Source organism: Rhodococcus sp. 05-2254-2 (assembly GCF_002259095.1).
Classification (GTDB): Bacteria; Actinomycetota; Actinomycetes; order Mycobacteriales; family Mycobacteriaceae; genus Rhodococcoides.
The window spans coordinates 64,768-89,492 of the sequence record NZ_NOZJ01000001.1 but is presented as its reverse complement, the minus strand read 5'-3'; the positions used below and the strand labels follow the sequence as shown (position 1 = coordinate 89,492).

Sequence of the window (24,725 nt, the reverse complement as noted above, 5' to 3'; positions counted from 1 at the left end):
ACACAGAAGGTCCCGCACACCGCTAGGAGTTTTGATGACCCAGACCATCGAGCCGGTCGACATCGCCCGCACCCACACCCCGCAGGAACGGGTCGACGCCTGGCTGTCGGAGTTCGAGCAGGCGCTGGTCGCGCGCGATATTCCTCGCGTTGCCGGCATGTTCGCCGTCAGCAGCTTCTGGCGCGATCTCGTCACCTTCACCTGGAATCTGAAGACGGTGGAGGGGCGCGACGGCGTGTCCGACATGCTCTCCGAGCGGCTCGACGACACCGATCCGACGGGTTTCCACACCACCGAGACTCCCGACGAGGCAGACGGCGTGGTGTCGGCGTGGATCGAGTTCGAGACCGCGACCAGCCGCGGCAAGGGTCATCTGAGACTGACCGTCGACGCCGATACCGGCCAGGACGTCGCGTGGACGCTGCTGACCACGATGCAGGAGCTCAAGGGTTACGAGGAGCGTCAGGGCAGCTCGCGCATCAAGGGCGCGGTGCACGGCTCGAATGCCGATACCCAGAACTGGGCGGAGAAGAAGGAGATCGAGGAGAAGGAACTCGGCTACAGCGTGCAGCCGTACGCCCTCGTCGTCGGCGGCGGCCAGGGCGGTATCGCTCTCGGCGCTCGGTTCCGTCAGCTCGGTGTGCCTGCGATCGTCGTCGACCGTGCCGAGCGCCCCGGCGACCAGTGGCGCGGCCGCTACAAGTCCCTGTGTCTGCACGACCCGGTCTGGTACGACCACCTGCCGTACCTGCCGTTCCCGCCGAACTGGCCGGTTTTCGCGCCGAAGGACAAGATCGGCGACTGGCTCGAGATGTACACCAAGGTCATGGAGGTCCCCTACTGGACCAAGACCACTGCCAAGTCCGCTACCTACGACGAGGTGGCGAAGGAGTGGACGGTCGTCGTGGACCGCGACGGTGAAGAAGTGATCCTGCGGCCCAAGCAGCTGGTGATGGCCACCGGAATGTCCGGCAAGAAGAACGTGCCGAACTTCCCCGGCATGGACGAATTCGAGGGCGAGCAGCACCATTCCAGCGAACACCCCGGTCCCGACGCGTATGTCGGCAAGCGGGTCGTGGTGGTGGGTTCCAACAACTCCGCGCACGACATCTGCAAGGCGCTGTACGAGACGGGTGTCGATGTGACGATGCTGCAGCGCTCGTCGACACACATCGTCAAATCCGATTCGCTCTGCGATATCGCGCTGGGTGATCTGTACTCCGAGCGGGCCGTCGAGTCCGGAATGACCACGGGCAAAGCCGATCTCACGTTCGCGTCCTTGCCCTACCGAATCATGCACGAGTTCCAGATCCCGGTGTATCAGCAGATCGCGGAGCAAGACAAGGACTTCTACGATCGGCTCGAGAAGGCCGGCTTCCAGCTCGATTTCGGCGACGACGGGTCCGGACTGTTCATGAAGTACCTGCGCCGCGGCTCGGGCTACTACATCGATGTCGGCGCGTCCGAGCTGGTCGCGGACGGCAAGATCAAACTCGTTGCCGGGCAGGTGGATCGGATCAGCAAGACCGGCGTCGTGCTCGACGACGGCACCGAACTGCCTGCCGATCTGATCGTCTACGCCACCGGCTACGGCTCGATGAACGGCTGGGTGGCAGACCTCATCGATCAGGAGACCGCAGACAAGGTCGGCAAGTGCTGGGGCCTCGGCTCGAACACCACCAAGGATCCCGGTCCGTGGGAGGGCGAGCAGCGCAACATGTGGAAGCCGACGCAGCAGGAGAACTTCTGGTTCCACGGCGGCAATCTGCACCAGTCGCGGCACTATTCGCTCTACCTCGCACTGCAGATCAAGGCGCGCTACGAGGGCATCGACACCCCGGTCTACGGACTGCAGGAAGTGCATCACCTTCGGTGATGCATGTGCGCGGTAACTCGTAGCCTGCTACGAGTTACCGCGCACATGGGCTATTCCGTAAGTTGCGCTCTGAGCAGGCAGAACTCGTTGCCTTCGGGGTCGGCGAGGACGTGCCATTGCTCGTCGCCCGTCTGGCCCACATCGGCCGGGCGGGCACCGAGCGCGAGCAGCCGCTCGAGCTCGTCGTCCTGATCCCGGTCGGTGGGGTTGACGTCGATGTGCAGCCGACCTTTTCCCGTTCTCGGCTGCTCGTGCCTGCTCAGAATGATCGTGGGCTGCAGGCCACCGAACCCCGAGGCCGGCCCGATCTCGATCAGTTCCCCACCCTCACGATCGAGCTCGACGAATCCCAATACCTCGCACCAGAACTGCGCCAGCAGTTCCGGGCTACGGCACTCCAGGACGAGTTCACCGATGCGGCATGCCATGAGCTTCCCTACGTTCGGTCGTACAGATCGATTGCCTGAGCTTTCTTGATCAGCGCGTCCTCGGATCGCACCTGGGCCAGGTTGACGACGCGCGTCGGCAGCACCGAGGAGTACAGCCAGTCCGTGGCCACCCGCACTCGTGCAGACACCGTCGGCAACGCGTACAGGTGATAGCCGCGCGCGACGAACTTCGCGACGGGTCCGGTCAACGGAATGCCCAGAGGCTTTGCCACACCGTCGAATCCGCCGAGATCGGCGACGAGCCCCAGATCCGTGTGCTTGTACGGACGCGCCTGCCCGACACCGAGGGACGCCGCGACGTTCCGGGCGACGGCCACACCTTGGCGCTGGGCGTGCTGCGCCGTCGGCGGCGTTGGCTTCGACGGGTCGGCGGCGAGGTCGGGGACTGCCGCCGCGTCGCCGATCGCCCAAACATCTTCTACGCCGGGGACGGTCATGTCCGCGCCCACCACCAGGCGTCCGCCCGCTGTGGGCAGACCCAGCCGTGCGATGAGCGGGCTCGCGGCGACGCCTGCTCCCCAGACGAGCGTCCGGGACGGGATCACCTCGTCGTCGGTGAGCGTCACCGACGTTGCGGTGGCCGATGCCACCGACACCCCCAGCCGGACGTCGACACCTCGCTCGGCGAGTACAGCGAGCGCTTCCTTGCCCAGTCGCGCGCCGAGTTCCGGCAGCACCGCGTCGGCCACGTCGACGAGTACCCAGCGCACCTCGTCCGGGTCGACGCTCGCCCAACGGGACGCAATGCCTTTGACCCAATTCTGCATCTGCGCAACGAATTCGGTGCCCGTGTAACCGGCCCCCACGGCCACCACCGTCAGCCGCTCGGCTCGTTCGCTCCGGCTTTCCGGGGTGTCGGGCAGAGCATCGGCTGCGTCGAGTTGCGCGAGCACATGGTTGCGGATGTAGACGGCTTCACTCAGCGTCTTGAGCCCGTACGCATGCTCATCGACGCCGGGGATGTCGAACTGCTTGGTCACCGACCCGGGCGCGAGTATCAGCTTGTCCCACTCGAGCGTCGAGTCGCCGTCGGGTCCGATCACCGTCAGCTCGCGCGCGTCGAAATCGACGGTCGTGACGTGACCGAGCACCAACTTGACGCGCGGCAGCGCTTGACGGGTCGAGACGGCGATGTCCCGCGGATCGAGAACGCCGGTGGCGACCTCGGGTAGCAGCGGACTGTAGAGCAGGTAGTCGGTGGGGGCCACCAACGTCAGCACGGCGCGATCTGGCCCCAGCAGCTTCGTCAGCCGCTGCAAGGCGTTGAATCCGCCGAAGCCCCCACCGACCACTACGACGCGAGCAGGCCGCGCGGGGACCGGAGAACTCGTACCGAAACCAGGAAGGAATCTGCGCATATCCGAGATTAACCCGCCGGTGAGCCACCCCGCAGACGACGTTCGGAGGTTGCCGAGAGAACGTCAGCGAACCCCGTCCCACACCGCGCGGGTTGCCGGCCTCGGGTCGAGGGAGACGCCCGGCTCGTTGCCGAACATCATCACGGCCCGGTCGGTGCCGTACGGGTCCCAGCCCGGAGAGCCGTCGCGCACGAAATCGACCCAGGCACGGTGCATCTGGTCGGCCACCTGCTGCGGCGGATTCGGGCCCGTGATGCGGGCGGTCTCGGGCTTGTGCAGCATGTCGAACACGAACGGAATCTCCAGTGCATGGCAGGCTCCGAGTGCGCCGTCGAACAGCGATGAGCGCCAAGTGAACTCGTAGACGAATGCATTTCCGGAACGGGCCTCGACCAGGCGTGTGGCCGGGATGCGGAAGAACCAGTCGGTCATGACGGCGATCATCAGCTCGCCGGCCGAGGCCTCGGGCAGCTGCTCGCGGTACCGGTCCAGCGCCGAGGGGTCGGCTCGGTACCCGGCGAGAACCATCTTCACGTAGTCCTCGGTGATGTGAGGGACCAGGCCGGCAGGCACGATGAAGAACGCGTGCTCCTCACTGGTGGTTCCGATCAACACGTCCACCTGTGTGCCCGCACCGTCGCTGATGCGCGAAATAGGCAGCGCCGGAACGACATCCCCGTCTGTGTACGGCTCGAAGGCCATGACGTTCAGGGCCAGCTCACCCCACGCCCCGGTCGGGGCCTCGGCGGTGATGCGATCGGACAGTTCACGTTGAGCGTCGACCAACGCGTCCACCGACACCGACGCGAATCCGTCGACCGTTGCCTCCACACCGAGCGCGGACGCCAATGCTGCGGAGACCTTGCCTGCGGTCTCGGCGGCAATGACATGGTGCCCGGCTCCGCTCTGCAGAATTGCCCGCTGGAAGAGTCCCTCGGCACGGGGCATCGACATCAAGGTGCCGACGCTCATCGCGCCCGCGGATTCACCGGCGATGGTCACCTGCGCCGGGTCACCGCCGTAGGCAGCGATGTGGTCGCGGACCCATTCGAGAGCCGCGACCTGGTCCAGCATTCCGCGGTTGGCCGGGGCACCGTCGATCAGTGCGAAGCCGTCGACTCCGAGTCGGTAGTTGATCACCACGGCCACGACGCCGTCCCGGGCGAACGCGGAACCGTCGTACGTGGGAATCGCGTTGCTGCCGTTGACGAATGCGCCGCCGTGGATCCAGACGAACACCGGTGCCGAGCCGCCGACATCGGGGGTGAAGACGTTGACGTTCAGGCAGTCCTCGCCCGGCACCACCGGCTCGCTGAGGATCTCGCTGGTCGGCGGCCGGTAGCCCACCTTGGGAACGGTGGCCCCGAGCTCGAGCGCGTCGTGCACTCCGTCCCAGGTGGGCGGCCGCGACGGTGCCTGGAATCGACGGGGGCCGAACGGGGCCTCGGCATACGGCACCCCGAGGAACGAGGTGACGCCGGCGTCGGTCCGACCGCGAACCTGGCCCTGAGGTGTATCGACGGTGATCATGTCCATACGTCCTTATTACCCTGTTCGCCTCGGACCGACGCCGGCAGGCGGTCAGACCAGACGTGCTTCCGGCGAGCCCGTCTTCCCCGCGTCACGCTCGACCGAATCGCCGAGCGCATCGTCGATCTTCGCGAGCACGTCGCCGTCGAGGGTGACCTCGGAGGCCTTGATGTTCTCGGCGATCTGCTCGGGGCGGGAGGCACCGACGAGTGCGGCGGCGATGTTGTCGTTGGCCAGCACCCACGCAACAGCCAACTGCGCCATGGTGATTCCCAGATCGTCGGCGATCGGCTTGAGCTGCTGCACGCGGGTCAGCGTCTGGTCGTCGAGGTAGCGCGCGATCATCTTGTCGCCGCCCTTGTCGTCCTTGGCGCGCGAGCCGTCGGGCAGAGGTTGGCCGGGGAGGTACTTGCCGGTGAGCACTCCCTGGGCGATGGGCGACCAGACGATCTGCGAGATACCAAGTTCCTTCGACGTCGGGATCACCTGATCCTCGATGACGCGCCACAGGGCCGAGTACTGCGGCTGGTTCGAGATGATCGAGAAGCCGTCCTGACGGGCGAGTTCCTGCCCGGCACGCAGTTGATCGGCGGTCCACTCGGAGACGCCGATGTACAGCGCCTTGCCCTGGCGGACGACGTCACCGAATGCGGCGATGGTCTCTTCGAGTGGAGTCTCGACGTCGTAGCGATGGGCCTGGTAGAGGTCGACGTAGTCGGTGCCGAGCCGACGCAGCGACGCGTCGATGCCTTCGAGGATGTGCTTGCGCGAGAGTCCGGTGTCGTTGGGGCCCTTGGGTCCGACCGGGAAGTAGACCTTGGTGAAGATCTCCAGCGATTCCCGACGCTCGCCTTTCAGCGCGTCGCCCAGCACGGTCTCGGCTGCTCCGTTGGCGTAGACGTCGGCCGTGTCGAACGTGGTGATGCCGGCATCGAGGGCCGCGCGTACGCACTGGGTGGCGATGTCGTTCTCCACCTGCGATCCGTGGGTCAACCAGTTGCCGTAGGTGATCTCCGAAATCTTCAGTCCGCTGTTTCCGAGGTATCTGTAAGCCATGAAGAAAACGGTACTCCGGTGACTTCGCGGTTCGCTGCTGGTCTACTCGGTTATGACACTTCGCGTACACAATCTGTCGGTCTCGCTCGACGGTTTCGCCGCCGGTCCCGATCAGAGCCAGGACAACCCCATGGGCGTCGGCGGCATGGCGCTGCACCAGTGGGTGTTCGCCGATCATTCGGATGCCGATCAGCGGATGCGCGACCTCGGTACCGAAAACATCGGCGCAACCATCATGGGCCGCAACATGTTCGGTCCGCGACGAGTGACCCAACTACGACTGGCGCGGCTGGTGGGGAGAGGAGCCGCCGTACCATCATCCGGTGTTCGTACTGACCCATCACCCGCGGCCACCTCTGGAGATGGTCGGCACCACGTTCCACTTCACCGACGACCCCATCGAGGCCGTACTCGATCGCGCCCACGAGGCGGCGTCGGGCAAAGACGTGCGCCTCGGCGGCGGGGCATCGACGGTTCGGCAGTATTTGAAGGCAGGGCTCGTCGATCACCTCCATCTTGCGGTCTCGCCTGTGATTCTCGGAGCGGAAGAACCGATCTACGATGGTTGGGATCCGGCAGCGTTCGAGCGGACGGAGACGGTGGGATCGGATCAGGTGCTACACGTCGTCTACAACCACGTCGTCTACAACAGAGCCCGGTAGCGGTTCAGAGCCCACATCCCGAGACCAGCGAGCACGACGGCGGCACATGCACCGCCCGTCGAGAGCCAGAGTTCGACGCGGGGCCAGGACGTGTCCGTCAGTGCAGAGGTCAACGGCGTGTACGACGTCCATCCGTAGGTGACGACCATCGGCACCGTGATCGCCGCCGGGATTGCGAGGCCGAGGGTCGACGGCGTCGGTGCGGCCGGTGTGCACGCCACGTACAGGTACGCTGCGGCGGCCGGAAAGACGATCAGGGTCGCGACGTAGTGAACGTTGTCCAGCGGCGGCTGCTCGAACAGTGCCGTCACGCAGACCACCGCCAGAACTGCGACGCCGATCAACGGACGCCCCCAACGCAATCCGAGCGCGGCACCGGCGGCCACCGCGATTGCGGTGACAGCTACCAGTCCCAGTGTCCAGGCCCGGGCCGAGACACTGATACCCACCCCGGCCGTGGTGGTCGAGGTGAGCAACACCGCCGTTCCGGCGAGAACCATGACGCCGCCGCGGCCCGGTAGCAGGCCGGCCGCCGCGAACAACACGGGTACGACGAAGAGTCCGTAGTACCAGCGGCCGCCGAACCCGTACAGGCTCTGGAACATGCTGAACACGAACACCATATTGAGCAGCAGCCCACCGATCGCCACCAGCAGTATTGCCGCGACTGTGCGAATGTCGCGATCGGTGGCCGGGCTTTCGCCCTGTTCGGCGCGCGCTGCCCACGCCGCAGCCACCATCACGAGCACACAGAGCACCGGCACGACCACCGGTGTGCCCATGTCGGATTCGGTGAGGTAGTCGGCGTAGCGCCGGGGAATTGCGCTGTGCTGTAACGCCTCTACTGCACCCACACTGAGCAGCCCGAGCAGAAACGATGCCGTCAGCAGCGCCTGCCGAACCCGCGTGCTGTTCGCCTGCACTGCACTGCATCCCAACAGGACTCCGCCTGCCATCACCTCGGCGAAATCGGACGAGAACAGCAGTGCCGATCCCCCGATGACAACTGCAGCGGCGATGGACAGTCCGGCCAGAACGCTGCGCCGACGAACGACCATCGCCGTACCCGACGCAAGGATCAGCGCGACCGCGACTCCCCCACCGCCGCTGGAGAGCAGCAGCCCGCCGACGCTGGTGTCGCCGAGGATGTCGATGCCGTCCGATTGCATCGACAACCCGGCCAGCAATCCGGTCAGCAGTACCCCGAGCGTAACCATGCCCGAATTATGCACTGCCGCCGCGATAGTCCCTGGATGCCCTAAGGATCTTCTCCAGGGTTGCCGCAAAGGCCTGCAGCTCGCCCTCTCCCACAGCGGCTCCCACGGCATCGGACCATGCATGTTGCGCATCCCGCAGCTCGGCAACGGTGTCGCGGCCCTTGGCGGTGGGTTCCAACAGCTTCGCGCGCTTGTGGTTCGGGTTGTCGACGTACACGGCCCACCCTTTGTCCACCAACAGATTTGCGGTGCGTTGCACACTCTGACGCGCCAACCCCAGCCCGACGCGTCGCGCGATGTCGGCTACCGAGAGCGGCTCGTCCAAGGTGGCTCCGAGAACCTGCCACCACGCCGGAGTCAGACCCGTCGGCTCGGTGATGTCCTGTGCGGCGGCGAGGAATTCACCGTTGAGCTCGAAGACGGGCAGAACCAGCGCAGTCAGCGCATCTCCCTCGGGAGTGCGCTGCTTCATGCGCCGGCCAGCTGGTCGTAGTACTTGCGTTCCCCCGTCGTGTAGAGGCCGTACCAGGCGTCGACCACGGGTTGGGGAAACACGTTCAACCGCTCGAACACGAGCTTCGCGAATTCCAACGGGCTCACGCCGCCTGCGGTGATCACGGTGCCGTCGGACACTGCCTTCTCGTCGCGGTAGTACTCCGAACCATGGTATTCGGTTGCCTGCGTGAGGAACTCGGCGGCATTGGAGGTATGTGGCCGGTCGTCGAGCAGTCCGGTTCGGGCCAAACCCAACGTTGCGCCGCAGATCGCCGCGACCGGCGTTCCCGCCGCAACGAGTTCGACTGCGAGCCTCAGCACCGCGTCGTGACCGGAGTCCCAACTGGGCGCGCCGGGCAGAATCAACGCATCGAGAGTGGGAAGGTCTGCCACCGCGACATCGGGAGTGATTCGCAGACCTCCCATCGTCGTGATGACGTCTTCTGTCTCGGATGCAACGATCAGCCGATTGGCGTCGGGGTCTTGTTCACGAGCCATGGCCAACCCGGCGGTGAGGTATCCGTACTCCCAGTCGGCCATGGTGTCGGTGGCGTACAGAGCGATCGTTGTCATCTCGAACCTCCAGAATTTCGACAGTGTGCTGTCATTTTGCGCACATGACAGCACGCTGTCAATACACCACTGCCCGATCGGGCAGGTTCCGTCGAAACGTGCGTCGAGCGGAGCAGTCGGCGATACCGTCGTATGACGACCATGCGCCGGCCGACGGAGGTGCGCGAGATGCCCAGCGGTGCCGAGAAGCTCCGAGATTCCATTGCCAAGTCCTGGCAACGGTCGGCGCAGAGCGGTCTCGCACCGGCGGACACCCTGGAGCAGGCGAGCCTGCGTGACGTCGACCGTCGTAGCCGCCTCCTCGCCGCGGCAAATCCCATCCTCGATCGGATGGAGAGTGTGCTCCACGGCTCCGGGTACTGCGTTCTGCTCGCGGATCGCGATGCCCGGCTGGTCGATCTCCGTTTCGGAACCCATTCGCTACGAGATGCCGTGTCCTCGGTCGGCGCGGTCGTCGGCCGGTCGTTCACCGAACAGGCGTCGGGCACCAATTCGATCTCGACAAGCTTCGAGATGCGCGCCCCGTGCGCTGTGCACGCCGAGGAGCACTACATCGAGTCGATGAAAACCTTCGGCTGCTACGGCCACCCCCTCATCCACCCCGTCACCCGCCGCATCGAGGGCGTCCTCGACATCACCTTCCTGGCCTCCGACGACAACCCGCTGCTCCAACCGATGCTCGTCCATGCCGCACAGGACATTCAGGGCAGGCTCCTCGAAGAGACGCGTTCGGGCGAACAACGACTCTTCCAGGCTTTTCAGTACGCATCCTCACAGCGCCGCGGTGCACCCGTCATCGCGATAGCCGACGAAATCCTGCTCGAAAACACCAGCGCTGCAACAATAGTGGACACAGTCGATCACTCCGCACTACGCTCGCTCACCGACGATGCGGTCCGGCGCAGCGGCGTCGTACAGGATGTGATTCTCAATTCCGGACTGCATGCAACCGTGCGCTGGGAACGTCCGGTGTCGGCCGCGGGCATCGTCATCGAGATCGATCCGCACGACACCGTGCGTACACCACCACCGGCACCGAAGACGCGAAAGCCGTTGTGCGTCAACGGTGAACCCGGCACCGGAAAATCCACCACTCTGGCCCGATGGACAGCAACGACGTCACCACGCTGGTTCGACGCGTCGGATCTGGTGACGACGACTGCGGCCGAGTGGTTGGCAGGCGTCGAGCATCAGATCCGGGCGGCACACGATGTCGTGGTCGAGAACGTGCATTTCCTCACCGGCCCGGTGGCGAGCCGGCTGCATTCGATTCTGTCGTCCGCTCCCGGGTGGTACGCGCTGTCGAGTTCGGCCACCGACTCGGCCGAACTCGAACATCGCCAACTTCTGTCCCTGTGCGCCGAGACCATCGAGTTGGCCCCGTTGCGCTCTCGCCGACACGAGATTCCGGACCTGGTCCGCGCCATCATGGCCGAGCTCGAGTCCCGCGCGCACTTCACCCCGGCAGCGTTGTCGGCGTTGATCGACTACGACTGGCCGGGCAACATCGGCGAACTCCGAGCCGAGGTCACCGAGGCCGCGTCGCGCAGATCCGTCGGAGATATCACCGAACGGGAACTGGTCCGGCCGCGCAAGAAAGCGTCGACCACACGGATGAGCACCCTCGACACCGCGATGCGCGACGCCATCGTGCACGAGTTGGCGCGGCAGGGCGGGAACAAACGCACGACGGCGGAGAGCCTGGGAATCAGTCGAACCACGCTGTACAAGCGGATGCGCGAATTCGGCATCCTCGGCTGAGGTTGTCCACTTTCTGAACACTCTCCACCCGTGATCGGGGTCACAATTCCATGCATGGATGCGCGCCCGGCAATACGAGAGCAGCGGCACCGTCGGACACGCCACATCCATCGACCGCTGAATCGACGTCAGGAGAATCTCCGTGAAGACCAAAGCAGCAGTACTGTTCGAGCCACACAAGCCGTTCGAGATCATCGAACTGGACATGGACGGCCCCGGCCCCGGTGAAGTCCTGATCAAGTACGTGGCCGCAGGACTGTGCCATTCGGATCTACATCTGCTCGACGGTGACCTGCCACCGCGCTTCCCCATCGTCGGCGGCCACGAGGGGTCCGGCATCATCGAAGAAGTCGGTCCCGGCGTCACCAAGGTCAAGCCCGGCGACCATGTCGTCTGCTCCTTCATCCCGAACTGCGGCACCTGCCGCTACTGCTCCACCGGCCGACAGAACCTGTGCGACATGGGCGCAACGATCCTCGAGGGCTGCATGCCCGACGGCACGTTCCGTCGCCGCGACAGCAAGGGCACCGAATTCGGAGCGATGTGCATGCTCGGCACCTTCTCCGAACGCGCCACCATCTCGCAGCACTCCGTCGTCAAGATCGACGACTGGTTGCCCTTGGAGACAGCAGTTCTCGTGGGCTGCGGCGTTCCGTCCGGCTGGGGTACCGCCGTTTACGCGGGCGGTGTACGCGCAGGTGACTCCGTGATCATCTACGGCATCGGCGGCCTCGGCATCAATGCCGTTCAGGGAGCGGTGCATTCGGGCGCGAAGCATGTCCTCGTCGTCGATCCGCTCGAGTTCAAGCGTAACCAGGCGCTGAAGTTCGGGGCGACTCACGCGTTCGCGGACTACGCGTCGGCGCAGGAGAAGTTGACCGAACTCACGTGGGGTCAGGGAGCGGACCAGGCTCTGATTCTGGTCGGAACCGTCGACGAGGAGGTCGTGCAAGCCGCAACCGCGGCCATCGGCAAGGGCGGCACCGTCGTCATCACCGGGCTCGCCGATCCCGAGAAGCTGACTGTGCACGTGTCCGGCACGGATCTGACGTTGAATCAGAAGACGATCAAGGGCACGCTCTTCGGGTCCGCGAATCCGCAGTACGACATCGTGCGCCTGCTACGCCTCTACGACGCCGGGCAACTCAAGCTCGACGAACTCATCACCTCGACCTACTCCTTGGAGCAGGTCAACGAGGGCTACCAGGACCTACGCGACGGCAAGAACATGCGCGGGGTGATTCACTTCTGAAACACGCTGCGGCAGTGGTGCGGTCAAGTGCGCTGGGTGGCACTCGACCGCACCGCTGTGAGCATCCGAATGCACGAACGATGGTGGTCATCTCCAGTCGATCGGCAACACTCGCGTTGCCCGAGCACGCGGGTCCACCTCGTCCAGATAGATCCGGCATGCTGCGTGATAGCGCTGGTCGAAGGCGCGACCTGCCGCCTCCGTGCCACCGAGCGCCTCCGCATCCCTGGCGATACCGCGAGCCCGTGCGACGTCCATGGGGGTATCGACGAAGACTGTGTAGTCCCAGTACTCGGGCAGCGGCGGCCGATGCAAGAACGTTCCGTCCACCACGACGATCGCGCCGGCCGGCACCGGCTCGAGCGGATCGTCCACCGGCTCATCCGTCGCCAGATCGATGACCCGACGCCGAATGGCCCCGCTTCCGTTCGGCCCCAACGGGATCAGCACGTGTGCCGCAAACGCGTCGAAGTCGTACGCGTCCCGGTAGTAGCCGAGAGCCGACGCCCGACCCTGCCGATACCGATGGGCGCGCCGATGATGAAAGCCGTCCATCGTCACGTGCACGGACGGACGACCCTGTGCTGCAACAGCATCGACCAGCCACCGCGCGCAGGTGGTTTTGCCCGAAGCCGTCACCCCGTCGATCGCCACCCGTAGCGGGTGCCCCGGGGCCCGGGAGAGCACATCCTGCACCAGGTCATCACCGACGCTCATGGCTCGAGGGTAGGCGATCAACTTAGTCAACCAAGTGGTTGACTACGTCGAGCGGGCGGCTTACCCTCAGGAACAACGCACAGCGAGGAACCCCATGGACGATCGAACAGAGCAGCTCAACAGGACGTTCGCGGCATTGGCCGATCCCACTCGACGTGACATGGTTGCCCGGCTGGCCAGCGGTGACGCGAATGTCAGCGAACTGGCCGAGCCGTACGAGATGAGCCTGCAAGCGGTCTCGAAACACGTGAAGGTGCTCGAGGAGGCCGGATTGGTCACGCGCAGCAGGGATGCCCAGCGTCGTCCGGTGCATCTCGATGCCGAGGTGTTCGGCCTGTTGACGAAATGGATCGAGCGTTATCGCCAGGAAGCAGAACAGCGGTACCGACGCCTCGACGCCCTGCTGGACAGCATCGCAGACGACGAGACCACCGAGTCGAAAGAAGTGTCATGACTGCACACGAAACCGAAATCGTTGCGGACGAGAAAGTCCCCACGATCGAGATCGTCCGAGAGTTCGACGCGACGCCGGAGCAGGTGTTTCGCGCTCACATCGACCCCGAGCTGTATCGGCGGTGGGTGGGGCCGCGATCGTTGACGACCCGAATCCTGAAGTGGGAGGGGCACACCGGAGGCGCTTGGGCCTTCGCCAACGACCGGGACGGTGAAGAGATCGCTGCCTTCTTCGGCAGCTTTCACGAGGTGCGTGCGAGCGAGCGAATCGTGTGGACCTTCACCTGGAAGGGTGCACCCGATTCGGTCGCGCTCGAAACGCTCACTTTCGAGAGCCGAGGCGATGGCGGTACACGTCTGAAGGTATTGAGTGTGATGTCGGACTTCGCGACGCGCGACGGCATGCTGTCCAGTGGCATGGACGTCGGCGTGAAGGAGGGCTACGACAAGCTGGACGAACTGCTCGGGCACAGGACCGGCCCGGCGCAGCAACACCTGCAGGACGCGGCCATGTTCACTGCGCTGGTGGAGTCCGCATCACCGGCGGACTGGTCTCGGCCGAGCCCGGTATCGGGTTGGGCTGCAATCGATGTGGTGCGGCACCTGGTCGAGTGGTCCCGCGGCTTTCTCGCCGGCGGGGCCGGTATCGAACTACCGGCGCTGGACGTCGGAGCCGACCCGGCCGCAGCCTGGACCCAGCACGTCGCCGATATCCAAGCAATTCTCGACGACCCCGCCGGCCGGGTGCTGAGCAACCCGCACACCGGAGACATGCCGGTGGACGAGGCAATCGACATGTTCTACACCGCCGACGTCTGGATGCACTCCTGGGACCTGGCGAAAGCCATTGGCCGAGAGTCTGATCTGGGCCGAGAACGCTGCGCTGCAGCGCTCGAGGCCATGCGACCGATGGAGCAGGTGCTACGGGACAGCGGGCAGTACGGCCCCGCCGCCCCCGTTGCCGACGACGCTTCCTCACAGGACAAGCTGATGGCCTTCATCGGCCGCGACCCGGCCTGGCAGCCGGGTCGATAACCTCCGTTCAGAGGTACTTCTTCAGCTCCATTTTCGCGATCGACATCTTGTGCACCTCGTCGGGACCGTCCGCGAGCCGCAGCGTGCGAATGTGCGCGTACATCATGGCCAGCGGGAAGTCGTTGGACACTCCTCCTCCGCCGTGGACCTGGATCGCCCGGTCGATGATTTTCAGCGCCATCTCCGGTGCCGCAACCTTGATCGCTGCGATCTCCGTACGCGCTTCCTTGTTCCCGACGGTGTCCATCAGGTACGCCGCCTTGAACGTGAGCAACCTGGTCTTCTCGATCTCGATGCGCGCCTCGGCGATCCAGTCCTGAATGTTCGAGCGCATCGCCACCGGCTTGCCGAACGTCACTCGGGATACCGCACGGCGACAGAGCAATTCGAGTGCGCGTTCGGCCACGCCGATGGTGCGCATCGCGTGGTGGATACGACCAGGTCCCAAGCGAGCCTGGCTGATGGCGAATCCCTCGCCGGGCCCCTTCAGCACGTCCTTCGCCGGTACCCGTACATTCTCGAAGAGCACCTCGGCGTGACCTTCGCGGTCGATGTAGCCGAACACCGGCAGATTGCGCAGGACGGTGACTCCGGGTGCGTCGATGGGCACCACCAACATCGACTGCTGGCGGTGCGTGGCCGCCTCGGGATCGGTCTTGCCCATGACGATGAGAACCTTGCAGTTCTTGTGCATCGCATTGGACGTCCACCACTTGCGCCCGTTGAGGATGAAGTCGTCGCCGTCGCGATCCATCTTCATGGCGATGTTGGTGGCGTCGGAGCTGGCGACATCGGGTTCGGTCATCGCAAAGGCAGAGCGAATAGTCCCGTCCAGCAACGGCTTCAAGTACTTCTCTTTGTGCTCGTCGGTACCGAAGAGCGTGAACACCTCCATGTTGCCGGTATCGGGAGCGTTGCAGTTGCATGCCTCGGGCGCGAGCAGGCTGCGGCCCATGATTTCGGCCAGCGGCGCGTACTCGAGGTTGGTCAGGCCCGGGCCCCATTCGGGGTGCGGGTGGAACAGATTCCACAGTCCGCGCGAGCGCGCTTCCTTCTTCAGATCCTCGATGATCGGCGGCTGGAAGTGCGGGTCACCGGATTCGAGCATCTGCTGCTCGTACACTGCCTCGGCCGGGTAGATGTGAGAGTCCATGAACTCCAACAGATCCGACTCGTACTTCTTCGCACGGTCGGAGGTCTCGAAAAATGCCACGGTGGGCCCCTATCGGTTGTTGTCGAGCAAGCTGTCCTGGTAGCGACGCATGCCGCGCAACCACCGGTCGTAGTCGGCACCCTTGTTGCGGTACATGTCCAGCACGTTCTCGTGCGGCAGGACCAGGAACTGCTCGCGGTCCATGGCGTCGAGCACCACATCGGCGACATCGAGCGGTTCGAGTACGGCACCGGCACTGAGAACCGCGGCAGTTGCGGCCGCTCCCAACGCATCTCCGGATTCGCGTCCCTCGTACAGCAGTTTGGTGTTGACGCCCATCGGGCACAGGCAGCTGACGCGAATACCGCGGTTGCCGTAGGTGACGTTCATCCACTCGGCGAATCCGACCGCGGCGTGCTTGGTCGTCGCGTATGTCGCCGAGCCGATCTGGGTGAGCAAACCGGCCGCCGAGGCGGTGCTGACGAAATAGCCTTCACCGCGCTCGAGCCAACCCGGCACCAACAGCTGCGCGGCGCGAATGTGTGCGCGGACGTTGACATCGAACGAGAGGTCCCAGTCCTTGTCGGTGGCGTCCAGTCCGGGTGCGCCGCTGATTCCTGCGTTGGCGAAGTAGAGATCGACAGGTCCGAACGAGTCCTCGGCCAGTGCGATCAGCCGTTGGATGTCCTCGGTGTTCGACGCGTCCGCCGCGGCGGCGACGGCCGTCCCCGGCCGGTCGCGTTCGATGGCGTCGGCCACGGATCGGGCCGTGGTTTCGTCGAGATCGGAGACGACGACGCGTGCGCCGTGCTCGGAGAGTCGAGCGGCGATGGCCCCGCCGATTCCGCCACCACCGCCGGTGACGATGCCAACTTTGCCTTCTACCTTCATGCCCCAGGTATAGTTGAAGTCGGATTCAAGTTCAACCCTGGTTGCATGAAGATGCTGGTCAGAGCGCGGAATCTAGGCCCGAGGACGCGTCGGATCGGTGATCCACCCCGACCACGAGCCCGGATACAACGCAGCATCGAAGCCCGCCAACTCGAGCGCCAGAATCTGATGGGCGGCGGTCACGCCGGATCCGCAGTAGACGGCGACGGCCTTTCCCTCGGGCACAAGTCCACCGAATGTGCCATCGAGTACCCCGGGGTCCAGAAACTTGCCGTCCGAATCGACGTTGTCTGTGGTCGGTCGATTGATTGCGCCGGGGATATGTCCGGCCACCGGATCCACCGGCTCCACCTCGCCGCGGAATCGCTCGGGTGCTCGGGCGTCGAGCAGGACGTTGCTCTGGGCGAACTCGAGTACATCGCCGACGTCGAGGACTCGTGCCAGGGACGGCCGGGCGCTGAAAGATCCGGCTGCGACGATCGACGGCTCGGTGCCGGTGGCAAACCCTTCGGCCACCCACTGAGCCAGACCGCCCTCGAGGACTCGCACGTCTGCATGGCCGTAGTAGCGCAACAGCCACCATGCGCGCGCCGCGGCAGTTGCGGGTCCTGCGTCGTAGACCACCACGGAGGAATCGTCGCTCACCCCGGCGCTGCGCATCGCTGCGACGAAGGTCTCCTCGTCGGGCAATGGGTGGCGGCCGCCCGAACCCGGGACCCCGGCAAGCTCTGCATCGAGGTCCACGAACTGCGCGTTCGGGATGTGGCCGGCCTCGTAACCTGCTCTGTCGCTGCCGGTCTGGAGCGCCCAACGAACGTCGAGGACGACCGGCGCCCGTCCCATCTCGAAGAGGTCGTGCAGTTCGGCGGCAGAAATCAGCGGCGAAGGGCTCATAAGGCTCCGACGCTAACAGCCCTGCGCCGGGAATAGCTCGGGCTGCATGCCGGTTGTGCGCAGGCGTGACCGAAACTGCATCCACAACTCAGCATCTGTCCACCGCCGGGCTCTTCGAGCCGTTCGAGGTCAAGTCGCTGAAGCTGCGCAATCGCTTCGCCATGGCCCCGATGACGCGCGCCTTTTCTCCCGACGGCATTCCCGGCCCGGATGTCGCCGAGTACTACCGCAAGCGCGCGGCCGGCGGCACCGGCCTCATCATCACCGAGGGCACCTACATTCCCGATCCCGCAGCCGGCCCGGACACCCGTGTCCCGCGGATCTACGGTGACGCCAGCCTCGAGGGCTGGAAGGGCGTCGTCGACGCCGTGCACGCCGAGGGCAGCGCGATCATCCCGCAGCTGTGGCACCTCGGCGTCGAGCGCGGCACCGAGCCTCGCCTGTTCCCGGACGTCACCACCGTGAGCCCGTCCGGTATTGCACTCGACGGTTCTTCGGTGGGTCGCGCATTCACCGACGCCGACCTCGACGAACTCACCTCGCAATGGGTGCAGGCCGCGGTCAATGCGAAGAACACCGGATTCGACGGTCTCGAGCTGCACGGCGCGCATGGATACCTGCTCGACGAATTCCTCTGGGCCACAACCAATGTGCGTGACGACGAATTCGGTGGCTCCCTCGAAGCTCGGACTCGCTTCCCCGCGCAGGTCGTTGCGGCGATCCGTGCTGCGGTGGGCGAGGACTTCGCCATCGTCTACCGGTTCTCGCAGTGGAAGAGCAATCACTTCGACGCCCGGATCGCCCAGAACCCTGAGGAACTCGGACGTGTCTTGACTCCCCTGGTCGACGCCGGAGTGGACATTCTGCACGCTTCGACCCGTCGCCACTGGGATCCGGCGTTCCCGGAGCTGGACGGCAACGACGGCAAGCTGGGCTTGGCCGGGTGGACCCGCAAGCTCACCGGTGTCCCGACGATCACCGTCGGATCCGTGGGCCTCGACTCGGTGTTCACCTCGGCGTGGTCGGAGGACGCCGCATCCGGTGTCACCGGACTCGATGCCCTGGTAGGCCAGTTCGAGGACAACGAGTTCGATCTCGTTGCCGTCGGACGTGCGCTGTTGTCCGACCCGGATTGGGTGAACAAGGTCGGAGACGGACGCGTCGACGAGCGCATCGAATTCACCCGCGACCACATTCAGCACTTGGTCTGACGGATCGGGCACCGGAATCCACGGCAGCATCGCCTAGAACGGCGGTGCTGCCGTTTCGTCTGTCTCGGGCGGTTGATTGTCGGGTGGGTTGGGGTAGGCGATGTGGCCGGATCGTTTCTGTCGGGTGGGGATGTGTGGCCTGAGGTCGTTTCCGAGGATGGGTACGGCTGTGCCGTTGGTGGGCAGGGTGATTCGGGTGGTCTTGGAGGTCGATGTCCACAGGATCGCCCCGCCGGGGAGCATGACGGCCTTCCAGTAGCCGGCTGTTTTGACGGAGTGGTGGTAGTCGCAGAGGCATTGGAGGTTGTTGACGGTGGTCCAGCCGCCGCCGCGAGGGTTGGCGTGGTCGAAGGCCACGATGTGGTCGAGTTGGCAGCGTGCGGCGGGTCGGTGGCAGCCAGGGAATCGGCAGTGTTTGTCGCGCAGGCGGACCGCGGCTGTGGTGAGGGCGTCGGGTCGGTAGATCAGGGCTCGGTCGGTGAGCGGGTCGCGGGGGACCGATTTTCCGAGGGTGGGGTCGGCGGCGATCGCGGCTTCGAGCGCGGCGGCCAGCGATGCGTTGCCGAGGTAGAGCCCTGACGGTGTGCGGCCTGCGGGTGTGTGGCCTGCAGTGGGGGTCGTTCGGTTGTCCAGGCGGATTGCCGAGCGTAGGTCGAGTGCTCTCATGTTGCGGGCGGGATGTCTGATGTCGTCCAGATCGAGGGCAGAGCTGTGCTGTGTGCCCCGGCCGACGGGGGTGTGGGTGCAGAACAGGGCTGCAGCGGACGTCAGTGATTGGGTCCGTCGTGGTCTGTCTTCTCCTCCGCCGAGGTCAGGTGGAGCTGAGTCTGCCGCTGGATGGGCAGGGGTGTCCCCTGCGTGGCCCTGCGTCAGATCCGGTGATGTCGTTGCCCCCGCTTCCGGCGTGCGAGCTGTTCCTCGCTCGAGATTTGTTTTCGGTGTTGGTCCAGGTGCCGGTGTGACTGGCCTGATTTCCTCGGGTTCATTTGAAGCAGTCCGGGTTTCGGTTCGATCGGATGCACTGCTGGGCTCCGGCATCGGGTCAGGGTCCGGCTCCGGCACAGGTGCTTGTGCTGCGTCCGATGTTCGAGGTGATTCGCCGGTCGGGGCGGGTGTCGAACTCGATGTGCCGACCGGACCTCGGGCCGATGCTGCATGCGGTGGTTGTGCTGGATCGGAGCCACGGCCGGGATCTGTTTCCTTGCCGGCGGCAGAGTCCGCTGCTGTCGCCGGTGCCGGCGCAGTGGCCGTTGCGGTCGCGCCGGTCGGCGAGGGCGCGGAGGCGGGTGATGGTGCCGTGGATGATTCGGTGGCTGCGGTGGCGGTGGCCGTGTCGGTGTCGGTCGCCGCGTCGGTGGCCGTGTCGGTGTCGGTCGCCGTGTCGGTGTCGGTCTCGGCGTCGGTGGAAGTGCCTGTACTCGTGCATGATTCGGATTCGGTCACCGTTTTCGAGTCATTACCGATCCAGCTGCGAGTCTCGGTAGCGTTTGTTCCCGAAGCAGCGTTCGTCTCAGATTTCATGTCCGGGTCGTTCGCCGGATCCGACGCTGAGTCCGACTCCTGCTTGTGATTTTTCGGGGTTCGTTCCCATTCCCCGGTGTCCGGGTTCTGCACGGCGAGTCCGAGTTTCTCGGCAAGTGTCACTGCTTCGGTGAGCAGGATCTGCCAGTGACTGTTGCGTGCCAACTCTCGCGCGAGGTCGGGATCGATGGAACCATGCCCGGCGAGGTAGGCGGGGTTGGCGAGTAGTCCGATGAGGGTGGCGATGTCGACGGTGATCATCGTGAGCGGCACCCGTCGATCCGGCAACGCTGTGTCTTTCTTCGGGCAATCGGTGCGTTGGCACAGGCATGCCAGTCGGGGTTCGCCGTGCATGCGGGCCATGAATGCATCGCACAGGCGTTCTTTCTTACCGCGCGGATCTTTCGGGCAGAGGGTGTCGGCCATCTCTTCGAGGAGTTGCCATGCGGCGGCGGCTTCGGGGGCGGTCAACTCGGCTCGGATGCGGGCGAGTTCGCCGGCGGGACTGTAGGTGACGGTCCGGAATTTCTTCGCGAACTCCCGCAACGCGGCGGCTTCCTCGGGTGCGACGCGCAGCAGGATGTCCCAGATCGCCTGTTCGAGCGGGCCCGGGGACGATCTCCGCGCCGCCTCGACGACCTCGGCTTCGACGCGGGTGACGATGTCGTCGGAGAGGTTGTCGAGGATCCGGCATACCGTCCGCACGCGGGGGAGGTCGATCTCACCGGCCTCGAACGCTGCCCGTAGCAGCGGCATTCGGGTGTGCAGGGCGACGCCGACGGAGACGTACGCTTCGGCGACGGTCGCCGAGCAGCCCAACGCCACTGCCATTTCGGTGCGTCCGTATCGGCTGTAGTGCTTGTGTTTTGTGTCGCGGGTGATCCAGTCGCAGTGCACGCGGTAGCAGGCGGTGATCTTGCGGGCCGCCTGCCGATTCTCCTCACGCGCGGCAGCGGTCAACGCCTCCAGTGACACGGTCGGTATTGCACCCATTTTTTCACCCCCCGGTGAGCCGAAACAAGAACGCCTGTTCGAACAAGATGAAGACTATCCCGACCCACCGACAAGAACGCTCGAGCCGAAAAAGCACAGGCTGACCTGCCGCTATCCACGGAATCGTTCTACACTGCACTCCATGAGCGAGCCCGATTCGAAGTCGGAACCGATCGAATTACGCCGGCGTGCGGCCGGCGGCGATCAGGATGCCATCGACCAGTTGGTCGAACTCGCAGGCGAGCGCAACGACCTCGGAGAACTCCGCTCTCTCGCCGGCGCAGGCAGCAGCGATGCCGTCGACATTCTCGTCGAGCTCGCCGGTGAACGTGGCGACCGCGCCGAGCTGCAGAGATTGGCCGCCGCAGGCAGCCGAGACGCCGCGGACATTCTGGAGGAACTAGACAGCTAAGCGGGCCGCTCCCCCAGTTGCACGGTGAGTCGGTGTGCCGCGTCGAGCAGCATCTTGCCCAATTCCCGGCGTCGGTCGTCGCGGAATCGCGTCTCGACGCCCGTCAGACTCAGTGCCCACGCAGGACCTCCGGCGCGGTCGAACACAGCAGCACCCAGACCCCAGCTGCCTTCCACGAGCAAACCTGGATTGACGGCGAAACCTGTTGTCCGAGTGTGGCCGACGCGGTGCCGAATCGCTGGGGCGGAATGAGTCTCGCCCCACTCCGGCACCAGGTCGACGTCGCCGAGGTACTCGTCGACCTCCCGATCGGGCAGGTGCGCGAGAATGGCCAAACCGGCGGACGCCACCCCGAGCGGTAGCCGAATGCCCTCGTACAACACGTGCGAGCGCAACGGAAAGCTCCCTTCCACCCGAAGCAGGCACACGGTCTCCGCACCGCGCCGGGCCGAGAGGAACGCGCTCTCTCCACTCTCGGTTGCCAACGCCTGCACTATCTTTCGAGCCTGGTCGGTGATGTCGTACCGCAATGCCGCCATCGATCCGAGCAGATAGATCTCCGGACCCAGTGACCAGTTGCCGGTCGCGTCGCGGTCGACGAATCCTTGGTCGGCCAGCGACGCCAGTAGGCGATGTGCGGTCGGTCGCGCGATACCGGTCGCCCGCGCGAGCGCGGTGGTCGAGGCACCCGACGGCTCCTCGCTCCCCGCTGCGCGCAGCAACGAACAGATCTTGTCGATCACACTTGCGTTGGCATCCGGTGTCGTCACCCGGCCATCGTACGTCCACTCACCGGACGCCTAGTCCACATCCGTTCACCGAACGAGCAGATACCAGCATTCGCTTCACCGAAATACACAGCTCAGGTTCACTGACTACAACGTTTGCTCAACGAACACATCAGGAGCTGCAAGTGACTGGAAAGACCTACGCGTCCGCCGCCGACGCGGTTGCGGACATCGGCCGTGGAGCGACCCTCGCGGTCGGCGGCTTCGGATTGTGCGGCATCCCCGACGCCCTCATCGAGGCCATCGCCAACACCGACGCCACCGAGCTCGAAGTATTCTCCAACAACTGCGGCGTCGACGGCTACGGACTCGGAATCCTGCTGGCCGCCGGACGAATCCGCCGCGTCACCGCCTCCTACGTCGGCGAGAACAAGGAGTTCGCCCGGCAGTACCTCGCCGGCGAACTCGAAGTGGAACTGACCCCGCAGGGAACACTCGCCGAACGACTCCGCGCCGGAGGCACCGGAATCCCCGCATTCTTCACCCCCGCAGGAGTCGGCAGCCCCATCGCCGACGGCGGAATGCCCTGGCGCTACGACACCGACGGCTCCGTCTCGATCGCCTCCCCACCCAAAGAGACCCGAGTGTTCGGCGACAAACGGTACGTACTCGAAGAGTCGATCAACGCCGACTTCGCACTCGTGCACGCCGAGATCGGCGACACCGCAGGCAATCTCGTGTTCGACAAAACTGCGATGAACTTCAACCCCCTCGCCGCGATGGCAGGAAAGATCACCATCGCCCAGGTCGAGAACCTCGTGGAACCGGGCGAAATCGACCCGGCCCACGTACACCTTCCCGGCGTGTTCGTCCAACGCGTCGTACACACCGGCCCACAGGACAGGCGCATCGAAAAGCGCACCGTCAGTTCAGGAGTTCGAGCATGAGCACAGGATGGACCCGCGATCAGATTGCCGAACGCGCCGCAGCGGAGATGGTCGACGGCGAATACGTCAACCTCGGCATCGGACTACCGACCTTGATCCCGGGATACCTGACCGACGCGGTCAAGGTCACCCTGCACTCGGAGAACGGTATCCTCGGCACCGGGCCCTACCCCACCGAGGACGAAGTCGACGCCAACCTCATCAACGCAGGCAAAGAGACCGTCACCGTCAATCCCGGTGCCGCATACTTCGATTCGTCACTGAGCTTCGGCATGATCCGCGGCGGCCACATCGACACCGCCGTACTCGGCGGCATGCAGGTCTCCCGCACCGGCGACCTCGCCAACTGGATGGTGCCCGGCAAGATGGTCAAAGGCATGGGCGGCGCGATGGACCTCGTACACGGCGCCCGGCGCGTCATCGTCGTCATGGAGCACACCGACCGCGACGGTAACCCGAAAATCCTCGACGCCTGCACCCTGCCGCTGACCGGCCAAGGCGTCGTCGATCGCATCATCACCAACCTCGCCGTCATCGACGTCGTCGGCGACGGCACCCTCGGCCTGGTCGAACTCGCGCCGGGCGTGACCACCGAGCAGGTCACCGCGGCAACAGGATCGGCCCTGAAGCACTGATCGAACGACTGTGGGCTCGAACATCCGAAGATGTTCGAGCCCACAGGGTTACGTGATCAGTCGGGGATCATGTCGAAGGTGTCCGGATTCGGTCCGGTACGACCCTGCTCACCCTTGTCCAGAGCCGTGATGGCATCCACATCTGCCGAGCTGAGCTCGAAGTCGAAGATGTCGAAATTGGCTTTCACTCGCTCCGGCGTGACCGACTTCGGGAAGATGATGTTTCCGCGCTGGATGTGCCAGCGGAGCACCACCTGTGCGACGGATTTGCCTGCCGCGTCGGCGATTTGCTTCAATTCCGCGTCGTCGAGAACATTGCCCTGGGCGATCGGAGACCACGCCTCGGTGGGGATCGCATGCTCGCGGCCGTAGGCCCAGACGTCGTTGTTGACGAAGTACGGGTGCACTTCGATTTGGTTCACCGCGGGGACCGTCTCGGTCTCCTCCGCCAGGCGATCGAGGTGGGCGGGCTGAAAGTTGGAGACGCCGATGCTGCGTGCACGGCCGTCTGCGGCGAACTCCTCCAGCGTCTTCCAGGTGGAGACGAAGTCGCCGTCGTAGCGGGTGGGCAGCGGCCAGTGGATGAGGAAAAGATCCACGTGGTCGGTACCGAGGTCACTGAGCGTCTTGTCGAACGCCTTGCGCGCGTCGTCGGGCTTGTGGAAGCCGTTGTTGAGTTTGCTGGTGACGAACACCGAGTCGCGGTCGATACCCGAGTTCCGAATACCTTCGCCGACCTGCTTCTCGTTGCCGTACATCTCGGCGGTGTCGATGTGGCGGTAGCCGATCTCGAGGGCCGTCTCGACGGCCTGCGCAGTCTTCTCGGGATCGATCTGGAACACGCCGAAGCCGAGCTGCGGGATCTGCTTGCCGTTTCTGAGCGTGACGTTGGGTACCTGAGTCATA

24 protein-coding genes are annotated in these 24,725 nt (G+C 65.0%); 10 read left to right on the top strand and 14 right to left on the bottom strand.

Going from position 1 to position 24,725, the window contains the following annotated elements; genetic code table 11:
• Positions 1-34 precede the first annotated feature (34 nt).
• The gene (locus CH283_RS00425) at positions 35-1,876 is read left to right on the top strand and encodes a flavin-containing monooxygenase (protein WP_094640889.1); all 1,842 of its coding nucleotides are present in this window, start codon (positions 35-37) and stop codon (positions 1,874-1,876) included.
• A gap of 50 nt (positions 1,877-1,926) precedes the next feature.
• Here the strand turns inward: CH283_RS00425 and CH283_RS00420 are convergent, their stop codons facing one another.
• From CH283_RS00420 to CH283_RS00405, 4 genes are all read right to left on the bottom strand, one after another.
• Positions 1,927-2,304 carry a VOC family protein gene (locus CH283_RS00420; protein ID WP_068053571.1) on the bottom strand — a complete coding sequence of 126 codons (378 nt, stop codon included), beginning with the start codon at positions 2,302-2,304 and terminating at the stop codon, positions 1,927-1,929.
• A gap of 8 nt (positions 2,305-2,312) precedes the next feature.
• Entirely contained in the window at positions 2,313-3,683 is a 1,371-nt protein-coding gene (locus tag CH283_RS00415) for an NAD(P)/FAD-dependent oxidoreductase (protein ID WP_094640888.1), read from the bottom strand.
• Between the two features lie 63 nt (positions 3,684-3,746).
• Positions 3,747-5,219, bottom strand: coding sequence for a carboxylesterase/lipase family protein (locus tag CH283_RS00410; protein ID WP_094640887.1), 1,473 nt, complete (start codon positions 5,217-5,219; stop codon positions 3,747-3,749).
• A gap of 45 nt (positions 5,220-5,264) precedes the next feature.
• The gene (locus CH283_RS00405) at positions 5,265-6,269 is read right to left on the bottom strand and encodes an aldo/keto reductase family protein (protein ID WP_068053562.1); all 1,005 of its coding nucleotides are present in this window, start codon (positions 6,267-6,269) and stop codon (positions 5,265-5,267) included.
• Between the two features lie 323 nt (positions 6,270-6,592).
• Here CH283_RS00405 and CH283_RS28600 point away from each other — a divergent pair, with 323 nt between their 5' ends.
• Positions 6,593-6,931: a dihydrofolate reductase family protein gene (locus CH283_RS28600; RefSeq protein ID WP_255183031.1), complete on the top strand. Its 339-nt coding sequence runs from the start codon at positions 6,593-6,595 to the stop codon at positions 6,929-6,931.
• Here the strand turns inward: CH283_RS28600 and CH283_RS00395 are convergent.
• Genes CH283_RS00395 through CH283_RS00385 form a run of 3 tightly spaced genes read right to left on the bottom strand, consistent with a single transcriptional unit; the run spans position 6,913 to position 9,216 of the window.
• Complete coding sequence (locus tag CH283_RS00395) at positions 6,913-8,148, bottom strand: hypothetical protein (RefSeq protein ID WP_094640886.1); 1,236 nt, start codon at positions 8,146-8,148, stop codon at positions 6,913-6,915. The genes CH283_RS28600 and CH283_RS00395 overlap by 19 nt on opposite strands.
• Before the next feature lie 7 nt (positions 8,149-8,155).
• A complete protein-coding gene (locus tag CH283_RS00390; RefSeq protein ID WP_068053555.1) occupies positions 8,156-8,620 on the bottom strand; it encodes a MarR family winged helix-turn-helix transcriptional regulator in 465 nt (154 codons plus the stop codon).
• The gene (locus tag CH283_RS00385; protein ID WP_094640885.1) at positions 8,617-9,216 is read right to left on the bottom strand and encodes a DJ-1/PfpI family protein; all 600 of its coding nucleotides are present in this window, start codon (positions 9,214-9,216) and stop codon (positions 8,617-8,619) included. Before CH283_RS00385 ends, CH283_RS00390 begins: the two co-directional genes overlap by 4 nt.
• Positions 9,217-9,348: 132 nt before the next feature.
• Between CH283_RS00385 and CH283_RS00380 the strand changes: the two genes are divergently transcribed.
• Positions 9,349-10,977, top strand: coding sequence for a sigma-54-dependent Fis family transcriptional regulator (locus CH283_RS00380; RefSeq protein ID WP_255183030.1), 1,629 nt, complete (start codon positions 9,349-9,351; stop codon positions 10,975-10,977).
• A gap of 142 nt (positions 10,978-11,119) precedes the next feature.
• Entirely contained in the window at positions 11,120-12,229 is a 1,110-nt protein-coding gene (locus CH283_RS00375; RefSeq protein WP_068053551.1) for an NDMA-dependent alcohol dehydrogenase, read from the top strand.
• An 87-nt stretch (positions 12,230-12,316) separates the two neighbouring features.
• Here CH283_RS00375 and CH283_RS00370 read toward each other — a convergent pair whose 3' ends face one another.
• Entirely contained in the window at positions 12,317-12,946 is a 630-nt protein-coding gene (locus CH283_RS00370) for a hypothetical protein (protein ID WP_094640884.1), read from the bottom strand.
• A gap of 94 nt (positions 12,947-13,040) precedes the next feature.
• Between CH283_RS00370 and CH283_RS00365 the strand changes: the two genes are divergently transcribed.
• Together CH283_RS00365 and CH283_RS29000 are read left to right on the top strand one after the other, a co-directional pair.
• Complete coding sequence (locus tag CH283_RS00365; RefSeq protein WP_094640883.1) at positions 13,041-13,400, top strand: ArsR/SmtB family transcription factor; 360 nt, start codon at positions 13,041-13,043, stop codon at positions 13,398-13,400.
• Positions 13,397-14,434: a TIGR03086 family metal-binding protein gene (locus CH283_RS29000; protein WP_094640882.1), complete on the top strand. Its 1,038-nt coding sequence runs from the start codon at positions 13,397-13,399 to the stop codon at positions 14,432-14,434. The genes CH283_RS00365 and CH283_RS29000 overlap by 4 nt, the downstream gene beginning before the upstream one ends.
• Before the next feature lie 7 nt (positions 14,435-14,441).
• Here the strand turns inward: CH283_RS29000 and CH283_RS00355 are convergent, their stop codons facing one another.
• From CH283_RS00355 to CH283_RS00345, 3 genes are all read right to left on the bottom strand, one after another.
• Positions 14,442-15,587, bottom strand: a complete 1,146-nt coding sequence (locus CH283_RS00355; protein ID WP_373454783.1) for an acyl-CoA dehydrogenase family protein — start codon at positions 15,585-15,587, stop codon at positions 14,442-14,444.
• A 69-nt stretch (positions 15,588-15,656) separates the two neighbouring features.
• A complete protein-coding gene (locus CH283_RS00350; protein ID WP_094640881.1) occupies positions 15,657-16,478 on the bottom strand; it encodes an SDR family oxidoreductase in 822 nt (273 codons plus the stop codon).
• Positions 16,479-16,550: 72 nt separating this feature from the next.
• Positions 16,551-17,372 (bottom strand): sulfurtransferase, encoded by an 822-nt coding sequence (locus CH283_RS00345; protein ID WP_094640880.1) that lies wholly within the window; start codon positions 17,370-17,372, stop codon positions 16,551-16,553.
• A 65-nt stretch (positions 17,373-17,437) separates the two neighbouring features.
• Between CH283_RS00345 and CH283_RS00340 the strand changes: the two genes are divergently transcribed.
• On the top strand, positions 17,438-18,583 hold the full coding sequence (locus CH283_RS00340; RefSeq protein WP_176460424.1) for an NADH:flavin oxidoreductase: 1,146 nt from the start codon (positions 17,438-17,440) through the stop codon (positions 18,581-18,583).
• Between the two features lie 33 nt (positions 18,584-18,616).
• On the opposite strand, the gene CH283_RS00335 is transcribed toward CH283_RS00340, so the two are convergent.
• Positions 18,617-21,097 carry an HNH endonuclease signature motif containing protein gene (locus tag CH283_RS00335; protein ID WP_094653723.1) on the bottom strand — a complete coding sequence of 827 codons (2,481 nt, stop codon included), beginning with the start codon at positions 21,095-21,097 and terminating at the stop codon, positions 18,617-18,619.
• 142 nt (positions 21,098-21,239) lie between these two features.
• Between CH283_RS00335 and CH283_RS00330 the strand changes: the two genes are divergently transcribed.
• The gene (locus CH283_RS00330; RefSeq protein WP_068053513.1) at positions 21,240-21,509 is read left to right on the top strand and encodes a hypothetical protein; all 270 of its coding nucleotides are present in this window, start codon (positions 21,240-21,242) and stop codon (positions 21,507-21,509) included.
• On the opposite strand, the gene CH283_RS00325 is transcribed toward CH283_RS00330, so the two are convergent.
• Complete coding sequence (locus CH283_RS00325) at positions 21,506-22,279, bottom strand: IclR family transcriptional regulator (protein WP_176460168.1); 774 nt, start codon at positions 22,277-22,279, stop codon at positions 21,506-21,508. The genes CH283_RS00330 and CH283_RS00325 overlap by 4 nt on opposite strands.
• Positions 22,280-22,422: 143 nt before the next feature.
• On the opposite strand from CH283_RS00325, the gene CH283_RS00320 reads away from it, so the two are divergent.
• On the top strand, positions 22,423-23,184 hold the full coding sequence (locus CH283_RS00320; protein ID WP_094638661.1) for a CoA transferase subunit A: 762 nt from the start codon (positions 22,423-22,425) through the stop codon (positions 23,182-23,184).
• Positions 23,181-23,819, top strand: a complete 639-nt coding sequence (locus tag CH283_RS00315; protein ID WP_094638660.1) for a 3-oxoacid CoA-transferase subunit B — start codon at positions 23,181-23,183, stop codon at positions 23,817-23,819. The genes CH283_RS00320 and CH283_RS00315 overlap by 4 nt, the downstream gene beginning before the upstream one ends.
• A gap of 56 nt (positions 23,820-23,875) precedes the next feature.
• On the opposite strand, the gene CH283_RS00310 is transcribed toward CH283_RS00315, so the two are convergent.
• Positions 23,876-24,724, bottom strand: a complete 849-nt coding sequence (locus CH283_RS00310) for an aldo/keto reductase (RefSeq protein ID WP_094638659.1) — start codon at positions 24,722-24,724, stop codon at positions 23,876-23,878.
• Position 24,725 lies beyond the last annotated feature (1 nt).

Excerpts from the sequence above, each read along its gene's own strand:
- CH283_RS00365 (WP_094640883.1), top strand. The coding sequence starts at position 13,041 with ATGGACGATCGAACAGAGCAGCTCAACAGGACGTTCGCGGCATTGGCC.
- CH283_RS00390 (WP_068053555.1), bottom strand. The coding sequence starts at position 8,620 with ATGAAGCAGCGCACTCCCGAGGGAGATGCGCTGACTGCGCTGGTTCTG.
- CH283_RS00335 (WP_094653723.1), bottom strand. The coding sequence starts at position 21,097 with ATGGGTGCAATACCGACCGTGTCACTGGAGGCGTTGACCGCTGCCGCG.
- CH283_RS00370 (WP_094640884.1), bottom strand. The coding sequence starts at position 12,946 with ATGAGCGTCGGTGATGACCTGGTGCAGGATGTGCTCTCCCGGGCCCCG.
- CH283_RS00310 (WP_094638659.1), bottom strand. The coding sequence starts at position 24,724 with ATGACTCAGGTACCCAACGTCACGCTCAGAAACGGCAAGCAGATCCCG.
- CH283_RS00330 (WP_068053513.1), top strand. The coding sequence starts at position 21,240 with ATGAGCGAGCCCGATTCGAAGTCGGAACCGATCGAATTACGCCGGCGT.
- CH283_RS00395 (WP_094640886.1), bottom strand. The coding sequence starts at position 8,148 with ATGGTTACGCTCGGGGTACTGCTGACCGGATTGCTGGCCGGGTTGTCG.
- CH283_RS00410 (WP_094640887.1), bottom strand. The coding sequence starts at position 5,219 with ATGGACATGATCACCGTCGATACACCTCAGGGCCAGGTTCGCGGTCGG.
- CH283_RS00315 (WP_094638660.1), top strand. The coding sequence starts at position 23,181 with ATGAGCACAGGATGGACCCGCGATCAGATTGCCGAACGCGCCGCAGCG.
- CH283_RS00345 (WP_094640880.1), bottom strand. The coding sequence starts at position 17,372 with ATGAGCCCTTCGCCGCTGATTTCTGCCGCCGAACTGCACGACCTCTTC.
- CH283_RS00350 (WP_094640881.1), bottom strand. The coding sequence starts at position 16,478 with ATGAAGGTAGAAGGCAAAGTTGGCATCGTCACCGGCGGTGGTGGCGGA.
- CH283_RS00420 (WP_068053571.1), bottom strand. The coding sequence starts at position 2,304 with ATGGCATGCCGCATCGGTGAACTCGTCCTGGAGTGCCGTAGCCCGGAA.
- CH283_RS00385 (WP_094640885.1), bottom strand. The coding sequence starts at position 9,216 with ATGACAACGATCGCTCTGTACGCCACCGACACCATGGCCGACTGGGAG.
- CH283_RS00425 (WP_094640889.1), top strand. The coding sequence starts at position 35 with ATGACCCAGACCATCGAGCCGGTCGACATCGCCCGCACCCACACCCCG.
- CH283_RS29000 (WP_094640882.1), top strand. The coding sequence starts at position 13,397 with ATGACTGCACACGAAACCGAAATCGTTGCGGACGAGAAAGTCCCCACG.
- CH283_RS00355 (WP_373454783.1), bottom strand. The coding sequence starts at position 15,587 with ATGGACTCTCACATCTACCCGGCCGAGGCAGTGTACGAGCAGCAGATG.
- CH283_RS00415 (WP_094640888.1), bottom strand. The coding sequence starts at position 3,683 with ATGCGCAGATTCCTTCCTGGTTTCGGTACGAGTTCTCCGGTCCCCGCG.
- CH283_RS00380 (WP_255183030.1), top strand. The coding sequence starts at position 9,349 with ATGACGACCATGCGCCGGCCGACGGAGGTGCGCGAGATGCCCAGCGGT.
- CH283_RS00405 (WP_068053562.1), bottom strand. The coding sequence starts at position 6,269 with ATGGCTTACAGATACCTCGGAAACAGCGGACTGAAGATTTCGGAGATC.